Genomic DNA, 17,015 nt, shown 5'->3' with positions numbered 1-17,015 from the left:
AACTAATTTTTGGTTTTGTGTCTATGTTTATTTTTTTGATTAAAATAGTTGCCGAAATGACTGTTTTTGTTACGTGGACAAGGAGAAACAACTTTGCTACAATTAAACTATTGAACAATAAGGGGTGGAAAATTTGAAAAAGAAATTTGGTTATTTATTGGTTGGTATTATGGCAAGCTTCATGGTTGTGCCATCAGTAGCTTTGTCAGAAGAGAAAGGGAGCGAATCTCAAAGCATCGTTGAAAGTCAAACTGCTGAACAAAGTACTAGTCAAGAGTTAGAAAGTACTGGGTCATCTGAAACACAAGGAACTCAAACAAGTGAAAGTACTACAGAAAATGAAAGCGCTGAAAAAAGGGAAACAACACAAACAACAGAAACTCAGACTGAGCAGCCAAAACTAAACTACTCAATCTATAATGAAAAATTAGGTTGGCAAGTAGGGCAAGAAAACGGCGATGGTAGTTCGTTTCCAAACAACAGAATAGAAGCAATAAAAATTGCAATCGACGGATTAGATCCTGAAGTAAATGCTATTCAATACCGTGCACATGTGGCAGATGTTGGCTGGCAAAACTATGTTAACGCCAATGAAATCAGTGGTGTTTCAGGTAAGCGATTAGAAGCAATTCAAATTCAATTAACAGATGTCGTAAAATCTAAATATGACATTTATTATCGAGTTAAAGTTCAGAATTTTGGCTGGTTAGATTGGGCAGCAAATGGACAAGTTGCTGGGACAATGGCTTTTTCTTATCAGATTGAAGGCGTTCAAATTCAATTAAAAGAAAAAGATCAACCAGTACCAGGAGCAACGAAGCGTCCATCAGTACAATATAAAAAGCCTAATGTAAATTACCAAAGTCACATTCAAGATATCGGCTGGCAAGCTGCAAAATCAAATGGACAAACTAGTGGCACAGTCGGTAAATCTAAACGAATGGAAGCGATGAAAATCGCAGTTAATAATTTACCAGTGTCGGGCGGCATCGAATACAGAAGTCATGTGCAAGATATTGGTTGGCAAAACTACGTATCGAATAATGCAATGACTGGAACGATGAAGCAATCTAAACGAATGGAAGCATTAAGCATTCGTTTGACTGGTGAACTGTCCAAGCATTTTGATGTTTATTATCGTGTTCATGCTAAAAATTTTGGTTGGTTGGATTGGGCAAGCAACGGTCAAAATGCAGGGACTGCAGGTTTTAGCTATCAGTTAGAATCAGTAGAAATCAAATTAGTTAAAAAAAATGCAGTGGTACCAGGAGCTAAAAAAAGATACTTTGTACAGTTCAAACAACCCGATATTATATATCAAAGCCATGTACAAGATAAAGGTTGGCAAGCGCCCAGTAAGAATGGTCAAACAAATGGATCAATGGGGCAAAGCAAAAGAGTAGAAGCCATGAAAATCAGAATTGAGAATGCGCCTGTTACAGGCGGCATCGAATACAGAAGTCATGTGCAAGATATCGGCTGGCAAAATTATGTTTCTAATAATCAGTTAAGTGGAACGACTGGAAGATCAAAGCGAATTGAAGCATATGATGTTCGTTTAACAGGAGAGATGGCTAAGCATTTTGATGTATACTATAGAACACATTCAGAATATTTTGGCTGGCTAGGTTGGAATAAAAATGCAGGTATTAGTGGAACCTCCGGCTATCGCTTTCGAATGGAAGCCTTTGATATAATCGTAGTCAAAAAAATGTCTAAAGGACCGGCAATTTCAAATAATTACAAAAAAGCACCTCCTGGAATTGGTAGCTATTACATGGATGCTCCGAAAAGAATAGAATTGAAAACGAATCACTATTATACGAATCGATCGTTACAAAGAGGCAATGATATATCTGTTGGAACAGTAATCAATGTTAAGCGAAGAGTATTAGACAAAAATGGTTATCCAATCCTAGAAACGCCTTATGGATATGTTACTGGTGGTAAAAATATTGTAGCAGCAACTAATAAAGCACAAAAAACATTTATGGATGTTCCATATTACAATCAAATGAGTATGGGTTATCCAAACGGCTGTGAAGAGTTTTCTTTATACATGGCTTTAGAGTATCTAGGAGCTACGCATGGACAAAATGTTCACCAAGTGACAAATGCAGTTCCAAAAGTTCCTTCTTGGGGAAATCCGCATGAAGGATTCAATGGGAGTCCAACGGATATAGGTGGATTCCATACAATTTATCCAAGAGCATTTACACCGTATGCAAAAAGATATGCGCCTAACTCAAGGGACATCAGTGGTGTTGACACAAATCAATTTAAAGAGGAATTGATGAAAGGAAATCCTATAGTAGTATGGGGAACATATCCTTATTTAGCGCCGCCTATCATTGATGGCACTTACTATGGATCTTGGAAAGTTGCAAATTTACATGTCTGGTTAGTAACTGGATTTGATGGGAATAGTTTCCATGTGACAGATCCAATTTATGGAACGATGTGGGTTAGCGAAGGAACTGTAGCACTTTCTTATAGTCCAAATAAAATGGCTGTTTCAATCGATAAATAGAATAGAGGATTAACAATGAAAAATAAGAAACTTTTGTTTTTATTTTGTCTCATCATTTTGGTAATAGCTGTTGTTTTCTTTGTTAGAATGAATGATAAAAAAAGTACGAAAAATCAAGATATAGAGACAAGTTCATCTCAAAGTACAGACATTTTTGATAAGTCGAAAGTTATAAATTATTCTAGTGAAACGGAAGTATCTTATAGCTACGAAGAAGTGACTCTTAGCATTGAAGAAATAAAAAAATATAGAGAAGAGATTGAACAGGCAGGTTTTGACAGCACATTATTTACAGATCAAGAAATTCAAGTAATGCAGTCTGAAATAAAGAAAAACGGACAATCTATTTCTGATTATTTAAAAGATCAACCTAATAAAATGATTGATGAAGCTGAAATAGACAAAGCTCGTGAGGAATTAAAAGCTGCTAAAATCGATCCTAATAAGATGCATACCAATGAGATCGTTGATTTGATAAAACAAGCGAAGAAAGAAAAAAAATCAGTAGTAGACGTTGTAAAAGAAAAATGATGTTGAATTCAATTCTATTGACTGATTAAGCAATTGAGTAACTAACTAGTTGTCCCTAAGGGCAACTAGTTTTTTAATTAAAGTAGACCTCTTTGAATATCCATGATAAACTAAAGAAGTTAAGAATGTTATTTTTTTATTCTATCTAAAAACTAGGAGTTACAACTATATGAATAATATATTAATTACCGGTGGTGCAGGGTTTATCGGCTCTACCTTAGCCAATTTTTATAGTAAGAACCATAAAGTTACCGTCATTGATGATTTATCAATGGGAAGCAAGAGCAATTTGGAACCGTCTGCCAATCTTTACTTTATAGAAGGTAGCGTTACAGACAGTGAGTTGATGAAAGAAGTGTTAACACAAACGCAGTTTGACTACATTTTTCATTTAGCTGCAATTGCAAGTGTAGCTGACTCTGTGGAACGGCCATTGGAGACGCATCAGATAAATTTTGATAGTGTTTTTCAATTGTTAGAATTAGTTAGAAATAACCAATTTGGTTTGAAACGTTTGTTATTTGCTTCGTCTGCTGCAGTATATGGAGATGAACCAACTTTACCTAAACAAGAAGAATCAGTTATCCGACCATTAACACCGTATGCAATTGATAAATTTGCTGCAGAAAAATATGTGGTTGATTATTATCATTTGTATGATATTCCAACAAGTGCTGTTCGCTTCTTTAATGTGTATGGTCCAAAACAAAATCCAGAATCTCCATATTCTGGTGTGATATCTATTATGATGGATCGTTATAAAAAGGTATTGAATAAAGAAGAGGCAACTTTTACTATGTTTGGTGATGGGACTCAGTCGAGAGATTTTGTGTTCATCGAAGATGTCATACAAGCACTAAATCTTATTGTAGAGTCACAAAATTCATTAGGAGAAGTGTATAATATTGGTACGGGTGAAGCGATTGACCTAAATAAATTAGTTTCTACTGTAGATGGTTTGTTAGAAGTTGCTTTACCGATTCGTTATGAAGAAGAACGTTCTGGAGATATCAAGCATTCGCTTGCAGACATTTCTAAGGTAAAAGCTTTAGGGTATAAGCCTAACTACAATATTAAAGCAGGACTGGAAAAGTATGTTTCTTACGAACTTGCTAGCATTGATGGAGAAGATATAGGAAACTAAGCATATATTCCAAATAGAATAACGAAACAGGCGGGATGAGCGATTCTCGTCTGTTTTTTTTGAATAATAGGATCTTTTTAATTGTTTGATACTGTATCTTATGAATGATACAATGATTTCGATTGGAGGGAGAACTGTGACAAAAATAATCGCCCACCGTGGGAGCAAAGGAACCCATCCGGAAAATACTTTAGCAGCTTTTAAAGAAGCTGTTCGTGTTGGATCTGATGGAATTGAGCTGGATGTTCAGTTATCAAAAGATAACCAACTGATTGTGATTCATGATGAAACGATTGATCGTACCACAAATGGACATGGAGAAGTTGGTCAGTTAACACTAGCAGAATTAAAACAGTTAGATGCCGGTAATTGGTTTAAAAAAAATCCAATGTTTCAAGAAGTTCCTACATTAAACGAAGTGTTGATGTTACTTAAAAAAGAGAAATTTTGTGGTCTATTGAATATTGAGATCAAAACAGATAAGATACATTATGAAGGGATTGAACAGATAATTGTCCAGCTCCTGAAATCTCAACACTGGCCCTTTGAATATATGTATTCAAGTTTTTACTTCAAAACTTTGGAAAAAATTCGGGAATTAGAAAAACATCAAAAAATTGCATCAATATTTTCTATCTCAAATAAAGATGAAAAACGAGCACTTCAATCAGAGTTTATTGAAGGAATTCATCCTAACATTGAGTGGGTAGTTAAACATGTGGATGATTTAACAGATTTTCCCAAAGCAATTCGACCTTGGACTGTTAACGAGGAAGAAAAAATGAAACTTTGCTTTGTTCACCAGCTAGCAGGAATTCATACGGATTTTCCTGAATTAGCAATAAAAGTACGTGAATTGATACAAAATAAAGGATGAATCGATTGAAAAAAGTATTAGTGATTGTAGGACCAACAGCAGTTGGAAAAACCTCTTTAAGTATTGAACTAGCAAAAAAGTTAAATGGAGAAATTATTAGTGGTGATTCAATGCAAGTCTATAAGCAGTTAGATATTGGGACAGCGAAAGCAACGAAAGATGAACGTGAAGGGGTTGTACATCATCTAATTGACTGCAGAGAATTAGATGAAACCTATTCTGTAGCAGATTTTCAAAAGGAAGGGCGTCAAGCGATTGATGCAATCGTGGCAAAAGGGAAGCTGCCAATCGTTGTCGGTGGAACTGGACTTTATGTTCAAGCGCTACTTTATGATTTTGAATTAGGAGCCAAAGATGAATCAACAGAAATCCGTGAGAAATATCAGCAGTTCGCTGAGGTACATGGTAATCAGCGTTTATGGGAATTATTACAAGAAAAAGATAAGTTAGCAGCTGAAAGTATTCATTTTAATAATCGTAAAAAAGTAATTCGAGCGTTGGAAGTATTTGATAAAACTGGCTACAGCATTCTAACGCCGAAAGAGGCACCAAAGAAGTTATATGATTATTTTCTAGTGGGACTGGAAACTGATCGCAGCAAGCTTTATGAACGGATTAATCAACGAGTGGATATGATGATCACCCAAGGACTCTTGGAAGAGGCGGAGCTACTTTATAAGACACAACCGCAACAATCGATTCAAGGGATTGGTTATAAAGAATTTTTTCCTTATTTTGAAGGCAATGAACCATTAGTTGAAGCAACAGAACAAGTAAAGCAAAATTCAAGAAGATATGCGAAAAGGCAATTAACCTGGTTTAAAAATCGCATGAATGCTAGCTGGTGGGATTTAGTGCAAGCTCCTACTACGGTTTTTGCGTTAGAAAAGGAGATAACGGACTGGCTGGATTCTTCGGAAGGATAAAATATGGATAAAATAGCAGAAAAAGTCATTTTAGTAGGAGTAGAAACTGAGGAAAATTATTCTCGTTTTGAAGGTTCTATGAAGGAATTAAAGAATTTGACTAAAACAGCACAAGGGGAAGTTGTATTTTGTCTAACGCAAAAACGTCCTCGTGTAGATTCGAAGACTGTGATCGGTAAAGGAAAAGTAGAAGAATTAGTCCAATTAGTTGATGCTTATGAAGCAGATATTGTTATTTTCAACCATGAATTGACACCGAGACAAAACCAGTTGATTGTTGAAGCAGTAGGAGTGAAAGTGATTGATCGAGTGCAATTGATTTTAGACATTTTCGCGATGCGGGCTCGTTCCAAAGAAGGTAAATTACAAGTTGAATTGGCTCAATTGAATTATTTACTGCCGAGGTTGATTGGGCAAGGAAAGCAATTATCTCGTTTAGGTGGAGGGATCGGTACCAGAGGACCTGGGGAAACAAAGCTTGAGTCTGATCGTCGGCATATTCGAGATAAGATTATAACAATTAAACGGGAACTAAAAGAAGTTACAGCTCATCGTGAACGAAGTAGACAGAAACGTCAATCTTCGGATATTTTTCAAATTGGGTTGATTGGTTACACAAATGCAGGAAAATCAACGATTTTAAACTTACTAACAACAGCTGGAACATACTCAGAAGATCAATTGTTTGCTACATTAGATCCCTTAACGAAAAAGTGGCAACTTCCGCAAGGCATGATCGTCACTCTGACAGATACTGTAGGGTTTATTCAAGATTTACCAACTCAGTTGATCGAGGCTTTCCAATCAACATTAGAAGAAAGCCGAGGGATGGATTTATTATTACATGTAGTAGACGCAAGTGCTCCTGAGCGCTTACAACATGAACAAACTGTTGTCGAACTATTGAATGATTTGGACCTAGAGCAGATTCCTGTTTTAACTGTTTATAATAAAAGTGATCAAATCGAGGACACTGATTTTGTTCCAACGTTATTTCCGAACGTATTGGTTTCAGCTAAAAGTACGGTAGGGAAAGAAGAACTTACAAAAGCTGTTAGAGAGACAATGATGGAGTTGTTAGTGCCATATCAGTTTGATATTCCTGCAACCCAAGGATATAGGTTAAGTGAAATGACTCGTCATACCTTACTTTTGTCTGAGTCATTTGAAGAAACTGAAAATGTATATCATGTTAAAGGATTTGCTAAAAAAAATTCTAGATGGATCCGAGATTATGAGGTCTGACGTAGGAGAGTTCCTCTGAGGTCGAGACACTTAGAGAATGCAACAAGTTAGGAGCAGATAGTTTTTATAGAGTAAAATAAATCAAAAAGGTATCTTTCAAGATGCCTTTTTTTATTTAGCAGTGAAACTTGTATGTAATCATTGATATATAAGGCTTTTACTAGATTATTTATTTTTATGTCAGAAAACCTAACATAAATCATTGACAATAGAAAAAAGTATTGATATCCTATACCTATCTAAGAGAGGGGGGTGGATATGAGAGAGAAGGAACTGAGAAGATCGATGTCAGTTTTTCCAATTGGTACAGTTATGAAACTGACTGATTTATCAGCACGTCAAATTCGTTATTATGAAGAGCAAGATCTGATTCATCCTGAAAGAAGCGAAGGGAACCGCCGCATGTATTCACTAAATGACATTGATGTATTGCTTGAAATCAAGGATTATTTATCAGATGGTCTAAACATGGCAGGGATCAAGCGTGTCTATGAAATGAAGCTGGAAGAACAAATGCATGCGCAAGAATCAAACAAACCGTTGACTGACGAAGATGTTCGGAAAATTTTATATGATGAACTTATTTCTCAAGGCGGACTTACTCAACAAAATCCATTCCAATCCAGAGGACCAAAATTGTAACAGCTAAGTTCTATACAAAAAAATGAAGGACGTGAAGGAAGACAATGACGAAGAAACAAAACACAGTAGAAGATATCAAACGAATAGCAGATGAAGAAAATGTTCGATTTTTACGATTAATGTTTACAGACATTATGGGGACAATCAAAAATGTGGAAGTTCCAGTAAGCCAATTAGACAAAGTATTAAGTAATAAAATGATGTTTGATGGGTCTTCTATTGAAGGTTTTGTGAGGATTGAAGAGAGCGATATGTATTTATATCCAGACGTATCAACCTGGATGATTTTTCCTTGGGAGAGCACACACGGGAAAGTTGCCCGCTTGATTTGTGATATTTACAATCCGGATGGAACACCTTTTGCAGGAGATCCTCGAGGGAATTTAAAGCGCGCATTGGCGGATATGGAAGCGCTAGGTTTTACCTCTTTCAATCTTGGACCTGAGCCAGAGTTTTTCCTATTCAAATTAGATGAAGATGGTAAGATCACGACAGATCTAAATGATCGCGGTGGTTACTTTGATTTTGCACCAACAGATTTGGGTGAAAACTGTCGTCGAGATATTGTTCTGGAGTTAGAAAGCCTTGGTTTCGAAGTAGAAGCGTCTCATCATGAAGTTGCACCAGGACAACATGAGATTGATTTTAAATATGCTGATGTTATAGAAGCCTGTGATAATATCCAAACATTTAAGTTAGTTGTTAAAACGATTGCCAGAAAACACGGGTTGCACGCAACATTTATGCCAAAACCACTATATGGAATCAGTGGTTCAGGGATGCATTGTAATATGTCGTTGTTTAAAGGTGAAGAAAATGTCTTTTACGATGAAAATGGTCCGATGCAATTAAGTCAAACAGCTTACCATTTCCTTGGCGGTTTACTGAAACATGCTCGTGCGTATACTGCTGTTTGTAATCCAACGGTTAATTCGTATAAACGTTTAGTACCAGGATATGAAGCGCCTGTTTATGTTGCATGGAGTGGTCGCAATCGTTCGCCATTGGTACGAGTACCTGAATCACGGGGCTTATCTACTCGCTTAGAGTTACGCTCAGTCGATCCTTCTGCCAATCCGTATTTAACAATGGCTGTCCTTTTACAAGCGGGTCTAGATGGAATCAAAAACGAAATTGTTCCGCCAGAAGCAGTTGATCGCAACATTTATGTGATGAACGAAGAGGAACGAAAAGAAGCACAAATCCATGATTTACCTTCAACAATTCACAACGCAATCAAAGAATTGCGTAAAGATGAAGTAATGATTGATGCCTTGGGTAGTCATATCTATGCAAACTTTGTTGAAGCGAAACGTATGGAATGGGCTGCTTTCCGCCAAACAGTTTCTGAATGGGAAAGAGAGCAATATTTAGAATTATATTAATAGTTGTGTGGATAAACCGAAGTAGGGTTTATCCACTTTTTTTATAAATTCATTCAGTTAATCCTAAAGAAATATGCTATAATTTAATTGAGAACCATTATCAATTGAATCAAGAGGGAGATAAATTCATGAACGTTCAGACTGTAACTTTTGTTATAAAAAAAGAAGGAAAAGAAAGGTTTGAAACTAAGACAAGTAAAGATGTTGCTTCAATGATAGGATTTTCTGGTTGTTTGTCAAGTGAATGTTGGTTTTCGGAGAATAAGGATACCTGTGAGTTCATGTTAGTTTCTAAATGGCAAAGTAAAAAAGATTTCCAAAATTGGCTGAAACGACCAGAACATTTACAAGAACATCGAGATGCCCACAAGAATAAAGATACTAAACCATCTTTTGTCATAGACAAAATTAGAAAGAGTTATGAAGTTTCTGCATAAAAATGTAGATTATAAGAGGTTAGGATGTAACTCGTAGAGTTATGCCCTAGCCTCTTCTTTCTTTTTGTTCGTTCAAATGAGTGTAAATTTAACAAAAAAGCAGGTATAGTAGAAGTCAAACAAACGTTAAGGGGAAAAAGACATGAAAGAAGCGAATTTTTCTTCAATGATCCTTAAAAAAATAGAAATACTTAAACAACAAGGGTGGGACAATGCTGCTCTTGTGGTCTACATAAATAATAGAGATGAACATGATAAAAGCATTGATCGATCGACGTTTTTAGTAGGTTCTGAAATATACACAAACATGTTTAAAAGCAGTCAGCTTTCAGACAAAGAAAAGGTGATGTTAGTCATCAATCATTTAGGTGGTTACTTAGATGAGTTTGGTGATTTGCAGTTATCGAAATCAGAGTATCAATTCTGTAGTCAAATGCCGCCAGGCGCCCCATTTTTTGCTAGCTATGCAGAAGCAGTACGACAAGCATATCCTGATGGCTTAGCGATAGCAAGGGAAGACAAAAAAATAGCGAAAATAGCTCTCAAGAAAAAATACGAAGAAGAAACCAAAATTCATCAATTTAGAAATCAATTGGATAAATGTAATATAAAGTATGTGGAAAAATATAAAAAAAGACACGGGTTGAAAAATGATGAAGCGGCAATAAAAATGATTCTTGGCAGTGATTGGTTTTATGCTGATCCTCAGTATCATAATCGTGCTTATTTAGATACAGATATATCAGTAGAGGATTTTAAAAAAGGAGCTAGAACTCTTACAAATAAAGGTCTAATAAAGAAAATCAGAAAACGTGGTTTCTATCGGAAAATTTTATCTGGAGATTATCATAGTGAATTTATTTTAGATGAAAAAGGTCAAATGATTAGCCAATGGAGTGAGCGAGTTCTGACAAAAGAGGACTTAGAATGTGCAATCGTAAATGGTGAATCATTTAACTATGGAGAGCAACCAAGATTGGATCATTGTCATACACATGATAAATTAGACGGTAATCCGCCTAGATATTTCGATACCAATGCACGAAGTAAACTCAAACAAAAATGGCTTTCTCCTACAGATAATGTATTTTATCAGCTAGTCCGAAGGTTGGGAGAAAAAGGAATAAGGTATAAAAAAAGATAACGAAAAACCGAAGCAAGAATAACTAAAGTCAGGAGTCGTTTGGTCCAGACTTTTTTCACAAAAATTCATATTATCACAAATGGCAGAAAGCTAAATAATCAATAAGTTTGTGAAATTTTTTCACAAACTGTTCCAAAATTGGGTGGCTTCCGTTATAATGGAGAAGAATATGCGTGCAACTATTCTACTTTTAGATAGAAGGATGATGAATATATAATGCGAAAAATGAAGACGATGGATGGAAATACAGCCGCTGCATACATCTCATATGCGTTTACTGAATTAGCCGCTATTTATCCAATCACACCAAGTTCAACGATGGCTGAACTTGTTGATCAGTGGTCGGCCGAAGGAAAGCAAAATATCTTTGGACAGCCGGTTAAAATTGTTGAAATGCAATCAGAAGCAGGTGCTGCCGGTGTGGTTCATGGATCATTGAAAACAGGGGCGTTAACAACTACATATACTGCTTCGCAAGGTTTACTATTAATGATTCCAAATATGTATAAGATTGCAGGAGAACTACTTCCGTCAGTTTTCCATGTAGCGAGTCGAGCACTAACCACGAATGCATTGAACATTTTTGGTGATCATGGAGATGTAATGGCTGCTCGTCAGACTGGTTTTGCCATGTTATGTGAGAGTAGTGTTCAAGAAGTGATGGATTTATCAGCGGTCGCTCACCTAGCATCGATTGAATCCAGTGTGCCATTTATTAATTTTTTTGATGGTTTTCGGACAAGTCATGAAATTCAAAAAATTGAGATGTTGGAATATGATGAATTGGCACCACTAATGAATCGAAAAAAATTAGACGATTTCCGTAGCAGAAGTATGAATCCAAATCATCCTTCCGTTAGCGGTACAAATCAAAATCCAGATATCCATTTCCAACAACGTGAAACGATCAATAGCTATTATGAACAAATTCCAGCTGTTGTGAAAAAATATATGGATGAAATCAATGAATTAAGAGGGACGAACTACGATTTAGTTACTTACTATGGAGCTGAAGATGCTGAGGAAGTGATTGTCTCCATGGGATCAGCTGCTCAAGCAATCGAGCAGACAATTGATTACTTAACGAAACAAGGTAGGAAAGTGGGATTCTTGAATATTCATTTGTATCGCCCATTTCCTATTGGAAACTTTTTAGAAAAAATGCCTAAGACGGTCAAAGCAATCGGTGTGATGGATCGTACAAAAGAGCCAGGAGCAGGTGGGGAGCCGTTGCTTTTGGATGTTCAAAGTGCGATGTATGAATCTGATTTGCGTCCAATGATCATTGGCGGACGTTATGGATTGGGATCAAAAGATGTTTTACCAAACCAAATCGTTGCGATTTATGATGAGCTATTAAAGAATAAAAAAGAGGCAAAATCTCGTTTTACGATTGGAATCGTAGATGATGTGACATATACCTCACTTGATTGTGGGGAAGCTCTTGATCTGACCAATCCAAATACCTATCAAGCAAAATTCTGGGGCTTTGGTTCAGATGGTACAGTGGGAGCCAATAAATCAGCTATCAAGATTATTGGAGATCATACTGATAAGTATGCTCAAGGATTTTTCTATTACGATTCAAAAAAATCTGGTGGGCTAACAGTTTCTCATTTACGTTTTGGTGAGACACCGATTCGTTCGACTTATTTGATTGAGCATGCGGATTTCGTTGCGTGTCATACTGCGGCGTATTTAAATACGTATGATTTGGTTAAAGGCTTGAAAAAGGGCGGTACTTTTTTGTTAAATACGGTCTGGAATGATGAACAATTAGAACGCTTCTTACCAAGTAAATTAAAACGTTACTTAGCTGAAAATGACATTAATTTTTATACGATCAATGCTGTTAAATTAGCGAGTGAAGTTGGTTTAGGTGGACGGATCAATACAGCGATGGAAACGGCTTTTTTCAAATTGGCAGATATCATGCCATTTGATGAAGTGTTGCCAATCTTAAAAGAAGAAGCGTTCAAAAGTTACGCTAGAAAATCAATGTCCGTTGTTGAAAAAAATATTCAGGCAATTGAACGTACTGTTGAGCTTCTGCATAAGGTAGAAGTCCCTACTACATGGAAAACAATTGAAGTAAAGCCAAAAGTCCGTAAGGCAAACGTCACTGATTATGTTCATGAAATTGTAGAACCAATCAATCGACAAGAAGGAAATGATCTTGCGGTTAGTGCCTTTATCAAAAATGATATGACAGATGGTCGGATGCCGCTTGGTACAACAGCTGTGGAAAAACGTGGAATCGCTGTTGAAGTGCCAGAGTGGAATAGCGATCGCTGTACGATGTGTAATGAATGTGCTTTTGTTTGTCCACATGCCGCGATTCGTCCATTTTTGGCAGATGATGAGGAAATGGCAGAAGCACCAGAAGGATATATTGTTAGAGAAATGCGTGGAGCTGATGGACTAAAATATCGAATTCAAGTTTCTATAGAAGATTGTACTGGTTGTGGACTTTGTGTGGATGCTTGTCCGGCTAAAGGCAAAGCTTTAGTTATGAAACCATATGAAGAACAAAAAGAACAAGCAATGAACTGGGCATTTTCTATGACCTTGAAGCAAAAAGAAAATCCAGCTAAACCAAATACTGTCTTAGGAACACAATTCAACAAACCGCTATTAGAATTTTCAGGAGCTTGTTCTGGCTGTGGTGAGACTCCTTATGTGAAACTCTTGACCCAAATGTTTGGTGATCGGATGATGATTGCAAATGCTACTGGTTGTTCTTCTATATGGGGCGGCGCAGCTCCAGTATCTCCTTATACAACGAATGACCAGGGTCAAGGTCCTGCCTGGTCAAACTCATTACTAGAAGATAATGCGGAATATGGTTATGGCATGCTGTTAGCTAGTCAAACACGTCGGGAACATTTAGCGATGAAAATGAGTGAAGCAATGAATGTTGCTTCTCCAGAATTAAAATTATTGATGGATGATTGGATTCACCATATGCATACTGGGGAAGGGACACAACAACGTGCTGTTAAACTGAAAGCTGCTTTGCTTGATGAAAAAAATGATCAACCATTGTTAGAGGCAATTTATACAGATCATGATCTGTTTGTGAAAAATAGCCAATGGATGATTGGTGGAGATGGCTGGGCTTATGACATTGGTTATGGCGGAATCGATCATGTTCTCGCTAGTGGTGCGGATGTTAATATGTTAGTTTTAGATAATGAAGTATATTCCAATACTGGGGGCCAAACATCAAAAGCAACCCCTGCGTCTGCAATTGCAAAATTCTCTGCCAGTGGGAAATATGTTTCTAAAAAAGATTTGGGCATGATGGCAATGACCTATGGCAACGTTTATGTGGCTCAAATTGCATCGGGCGCTAATCAAATGCAGACAATTAAAGCCTTTGAAGAAGCAGAACGCTTCCCTGGACCGTCGATCATTATCGCATATACGCCTTGTATTACACATGGTTTAGCTGGTGGAATGAGCAAAACGTTGGAAGAAGCCAAGGAAGCTGTTAATTCAGGTTATTGGTCATTGTACCGTTATAATCCAGAATTAAGAGAATCTGGCAAAAATCCAATGACTTTAGATTATAAAAAACCGAATTTTGAAGCAATGCAAGAATTTATGCGTAAACAAGTTCGTTTTTCTTCATTAGAATCGATGCAACCTGAGTTCGCGGGTAAACTTTTTGAAAAAACAGTCGATGATGCGAAAAATCGTTTTTATAACTATGCGCGCATGGCGGGTCAGGAAGAAAAAATTCGTGCAAAACTAGAAAAAACGACGACAGAAATAAAGAGTGAAAAAGCTCCCCGCGTGAAAAAAGAGCGAGTGACAGATCCAGAAGCTGATGCAAGAAGAGCAGCTAGACGAGCTGAGCGAGCAGCAAAACGTGGAAAAACAGAAGAATAAAACATCTTTTTGATTTGGAATGAAAGAAGTTAGATACTCAACTCTACTTCTTTCATTTTTTTACTTAAATTTTTCTAGAGTTTGCACTCATCCTGTAACCAAGTAAAAGATTATGGTATACTTATTTAGAAATCTTCAGAGAGAGGTGAGGTTTATGATGTCTTTTCAACTTAGTCAATTATTTGATTTAAATTATTGGCGGCAATTGATCTCATCTGATTTCTTGTCCCGTGATTATATTATTAATGTCATAGATATTCTGGTAGTATGGTACCTGGTCTACAAATTGATCATGCTCGTTAGAGGCACAAAAGCTGTCCAACTGTTAAAAGGGGTCGCAGTGTTTATTGTTATCCGAATATTAAGTGAAATTATTGGATTGCATACATTGTCCTGGCTGATGAATCAAGTGATTATGTATGGTGTGATCGCAGCTGTCGTCATTTTTCAACCAGAAGTCCGGCGAGGCTTAGAGCATCTCGGCAGAAGCTCATTTTTCCGTACGACTAGGTCAGAGCAACAAGAGGATGAAAAAATGATTCTCGCTTTTGATAAAGCGATTCAATACATGTCAAAACGGAAAATCGGAGCCTTGATCACAGTAGAAAGAAATACTGGATTAGACGAATACATTGAGACGGGTATTCCTTTAGATGCCGATATTACTGGAGAATTGCTGATCAATATCTTTATTCCCAATACGCCACTACATGATGGGGCAGTAATTGTAAAACAAGGGAAAATCGCTGTGGCAAGTGCTTATCTTCCTCTATCAGAAAGTAACTTGATTCCAAAAGAATTCGGTACTCGGCACAGAGCAGCTGTTGGAATTAGTGAAGTTAGTGATGCTGTGACGATCATTGTATCTGAAGAAACAGGTGATGTTAGTCTGACGTTGAATAATGACTTGATTCCTAGATTAACGCAGGAAGAGTATTTAAAAATTCTCAGAGCAGAATTAGTACCAGACGAAGAAAGTAAGGACAAAAGGAATCTTTTGCAACACTTTATTGAAGGTGTGTCGAAAGGGGCGAAAAAGAAATGAAAAAGCCCTCCCAAAGTAATTGGTTCTCAGGATTATTAGCATTGCTTTTTGCTTTGTTACTATTTTTCAATGCCAATTCATCTGGAAATATCTCCAATATGTCTGGCACAAACCAAGTTTATGACGAAATGCTTTATAACATTCCGGTTCAAGTAGAGTACGATCAAGCCAAGTATTTTGTATCTGGTTATGAAGAAACCGTGAATGTTCATTTGAGCAGTGCAAATCGAATTCAATTAAATTTAGAAGCGAATGAAGATACTAGAAATTTTCAAGTGGTAGCAGATTTAACTAAAACACCGCTTGGAACTACAGAAATTCAATTGAGGGTTAAAGGATTAAGTACGGCTGTGACAGCTGAAATTGAACCTAAGACGATAACTGTGACGATAGAGAAAAAAGTGACGAAAGAATTTGATGTAGAAGCTCAATTGCCAGATGTTATAGAAACTGAGGGCTATAAAGTAGATAAAGTTACTGTCAGTCCTAAAACTGTGAAAATTACAACTGGTGAAGAGACGGCTAAGGCAATCACTCGAGTAATCGCTCCACTATCAAATGTTAAACAATCAGTTGATACAATCAAACAAACGGTCAATGTTCAAGCTATTGATAGCAAAGGGCAAGTATTGAGCATTGAAAATCCAGCGCCTCAAGTAAAAGTTGTCGTGGGGTTAACGTTGCCGTCAAAAGAAGTTGGATTGACAATTAGCCCAACTGGTTCACCACCTGCAGGCGTTGAGCATTATACGTTTAACCTTTCAGAGCAAAAAGTCGAAATTAGAGGAACAAAATCAGTGTTAGATGCAATTGACACGATAGAGTTGCCTGTTGATGTGAGCAATATAAAATCATCGACTAAAAAGAAAATAAAAATTCCAACGAATGCAGAATACATTGTTTTACCAGAGGAAGTAGAAGTGACGATCAATCCAATCTTTGCAGAAACTAATAATAGTTTTTCTGGATCTGGGGGACAAAGTACAACAACAACTTATTCAAGTCAAGTTTCGCCAAACCCTGTACCGTCCAGTGAAAAAACAATAAGTTCTTCCAGTACCTCAAGCTCGTCAAGTTCGTCAAGCGTTGAGAGTACTGTCGAAGATGAGATAAGTAATGGGAGTAGTTCAGTTCCTGCAAATTAAGTTGATTGACTGAGGTAATCAGCTGTTTTGATTTTTGCTAAATAGAAGTAGCTGTTGCTACCTTAGTAAG

At 36.8% G+C, this 17,015-nt stretch carries 13 protein-coding genes; all 13 read left to right on the top strand.

Annotated features, from left to right (window positions below):
* Positions 1–133: 133 nt before the first annotated feature.
* The 13 genes from AC4BB5_RS13550 to AC4BB5_RS13490 all read left to right on the top strand — a co-directional run bounded on the left by AC4BB5_RS13550 (position 134) and on the right by AC4BB5_RS13490 (position 16,945).
* The gene (locus AC4BB5_RS13550; protein WP_490456643.1) at positions 134–2,530 is read left to right on the top strand and encodes a C39 family peptidase; all 2,397 of its coding nucleotides are present in this window, start codon (positions 134–136) and stop codon (positions 2,528–2,530) included.
* Positions 2,531–2,545: 15 nt separating this feature from the next.
* Positions 2,546–3,061 carry a hypothetical protein gene (locus tag AC4BB5_RS13545; RefSeq protein ID WP_490456642.1) on the top strand — a complete coding sequence of 172 codons (516 nt, stop codon included), beginning with the start codon at positions 2,546–2,548 and terminating at the stop codon, positions 3,059–3,061.
* 169 nt (positions 3,062–3,230) lie between these two features.
* Positions 3,231–4,205, top strand: coding sequence for an NAD-dependent epimerase/dehydratase family protein (locus AC4BB5_RS13540; protein ID WP_490456641.1), 975 nt, complete (start codon positions 3,231–3,233; stop codon positions 4,203–4,205).
* 136 nt (positions 4,206–4,341) lie between these two features.
* Positions 4,342–5,082 (top strand): glycerophosphodiester phosphodiesterase, encoded by a 741-nt coding sequence (locus tag AC4BB5_RS13535; RefSeq protein ID WP_490456640.1) that lies wholly within the window; start codon positions 4,342–4,344, stop codon positions 5,080–5,082.
* A 5-nt stretch (positions 5,083–5,087) separates the two neighbouring features.
* Positions 5,088–6,008: a tRNA (adenosine(37)-N6)-dimethylallyltransferase MiaA gene (miaA, locus tag AC4BB5_RS13530; RefSeq protein ID WP_490456639.1), complete on the top strand. Its 921-nt coding sequence runs from the start codon at positions 5,088–5,090 to the stop codon at positions 6,006–6,008.
* Between the two features lie 3 nt (positions 6,009–6,011).
* Positions 6,012–7,253 (top strand): GTPase HflX, encoded by a 1,242-nt coding sequence (gene hflX / locus AC4BB5_RS13525; protein ID WP_490456638.1) that lies wholly within the window; start codon positions 6,012–6,014, stop codon positions 7,251–7,253.
* 258 nt (positions 7,254–7,511) lie between these two features.
* Positions 7,512–7,895: a MerR family transcriptional regulator gene (locus AC4BB5_RS13520; protein WP_010764139.1), complete on the top strand. Its 384-nt coding sequence runs from the start codon at positions 7,512–7,514 to the stop codon at positions 7,893–7,895.
* Positions 7,896–7,939: 44 nt separating this feature from the next.
* Complete coding sequence (gene glnA, locus AC4BB5_RS13515) at positions 7,940–9,280, top strand: type I glutamate--ammonia ligase (protein ID WP_490456637.1); 1,341 nt, start codon at positions 7,940–7,942, stop codon at positions 9,278–9,280.
* Between the two features lie 128 nt (positions 9,281–9,408).
* Positions 9,409–9,717 (top strand): antibiotic biosynthesis monooxygenase family protein, encoded by a 309-nt coding sequence (locus AC4BB5_RS13510; RefSeq protein ID WP_490456636.1) that lies wholly within the window; start codon positions 9,409–9,411, stop codon positions 9,715–9,717.
* A gap of 142 nt (positions 9,718–9,859) precedes the next feature.
* On the top strand, positions 9,860–10,861 hold the full coding sequence (locus AC4BB5_RS13505) for a DUF3114 domain-containing protein (RefSeq protein WP_490456635.1): 1,002 nt from the start codon (positions 9,860–9,862) through the stop codon (positions 10,859–10,861).
* Positions 10,862–11,077: 216 nt separating this feature from the next.
* Positions 11,078–14,755 (top strand): pyruvate:ferredoxin (flavodoxin) oxidoreductase, encoded by a 3,678-nt coding sequence (gene nifJ, locus AC4BB5_RS13500; protein WP_490456634.1) that lies wholly within the window; start codon positions 11,078–11,080, stop codon positions 14,753–14,755.
* A gap of 157 nt (positions 14,756–14,912) precedes the next feature.
* Entirely contained in the window at positions 14,913–15,800 is an 888-nt protein-coding gene (cdaA, locus tag AC4BB5_RS13495) for a diadenylate cyclase CdaA (protein WP_490459072.1), read from the top strand.
* A complete protein-coding gene (locus AC4BB5_RS13490; protein WP_490456633.1) occupies positions 15,797–16,945 on the top strand; it encodes a CdaR family protein in 1,149 nt (382 codons plus the stop codon). Before cdaA ends, AC4BB5_RS13490 begins: the two co-directional genes overlap by 4 nt.
* Positions 16,946–17,015: the final 70 nt, after the last annotated feature.

The sequence above is a fragment of the Enterococcus sp. AMC1252 genome, from assembly GCF_058216515.1.
Note: the sequence above shows the minus strand (reverse complement) of the source record. Positions and strands in the feature narration are given on the sequence as shown.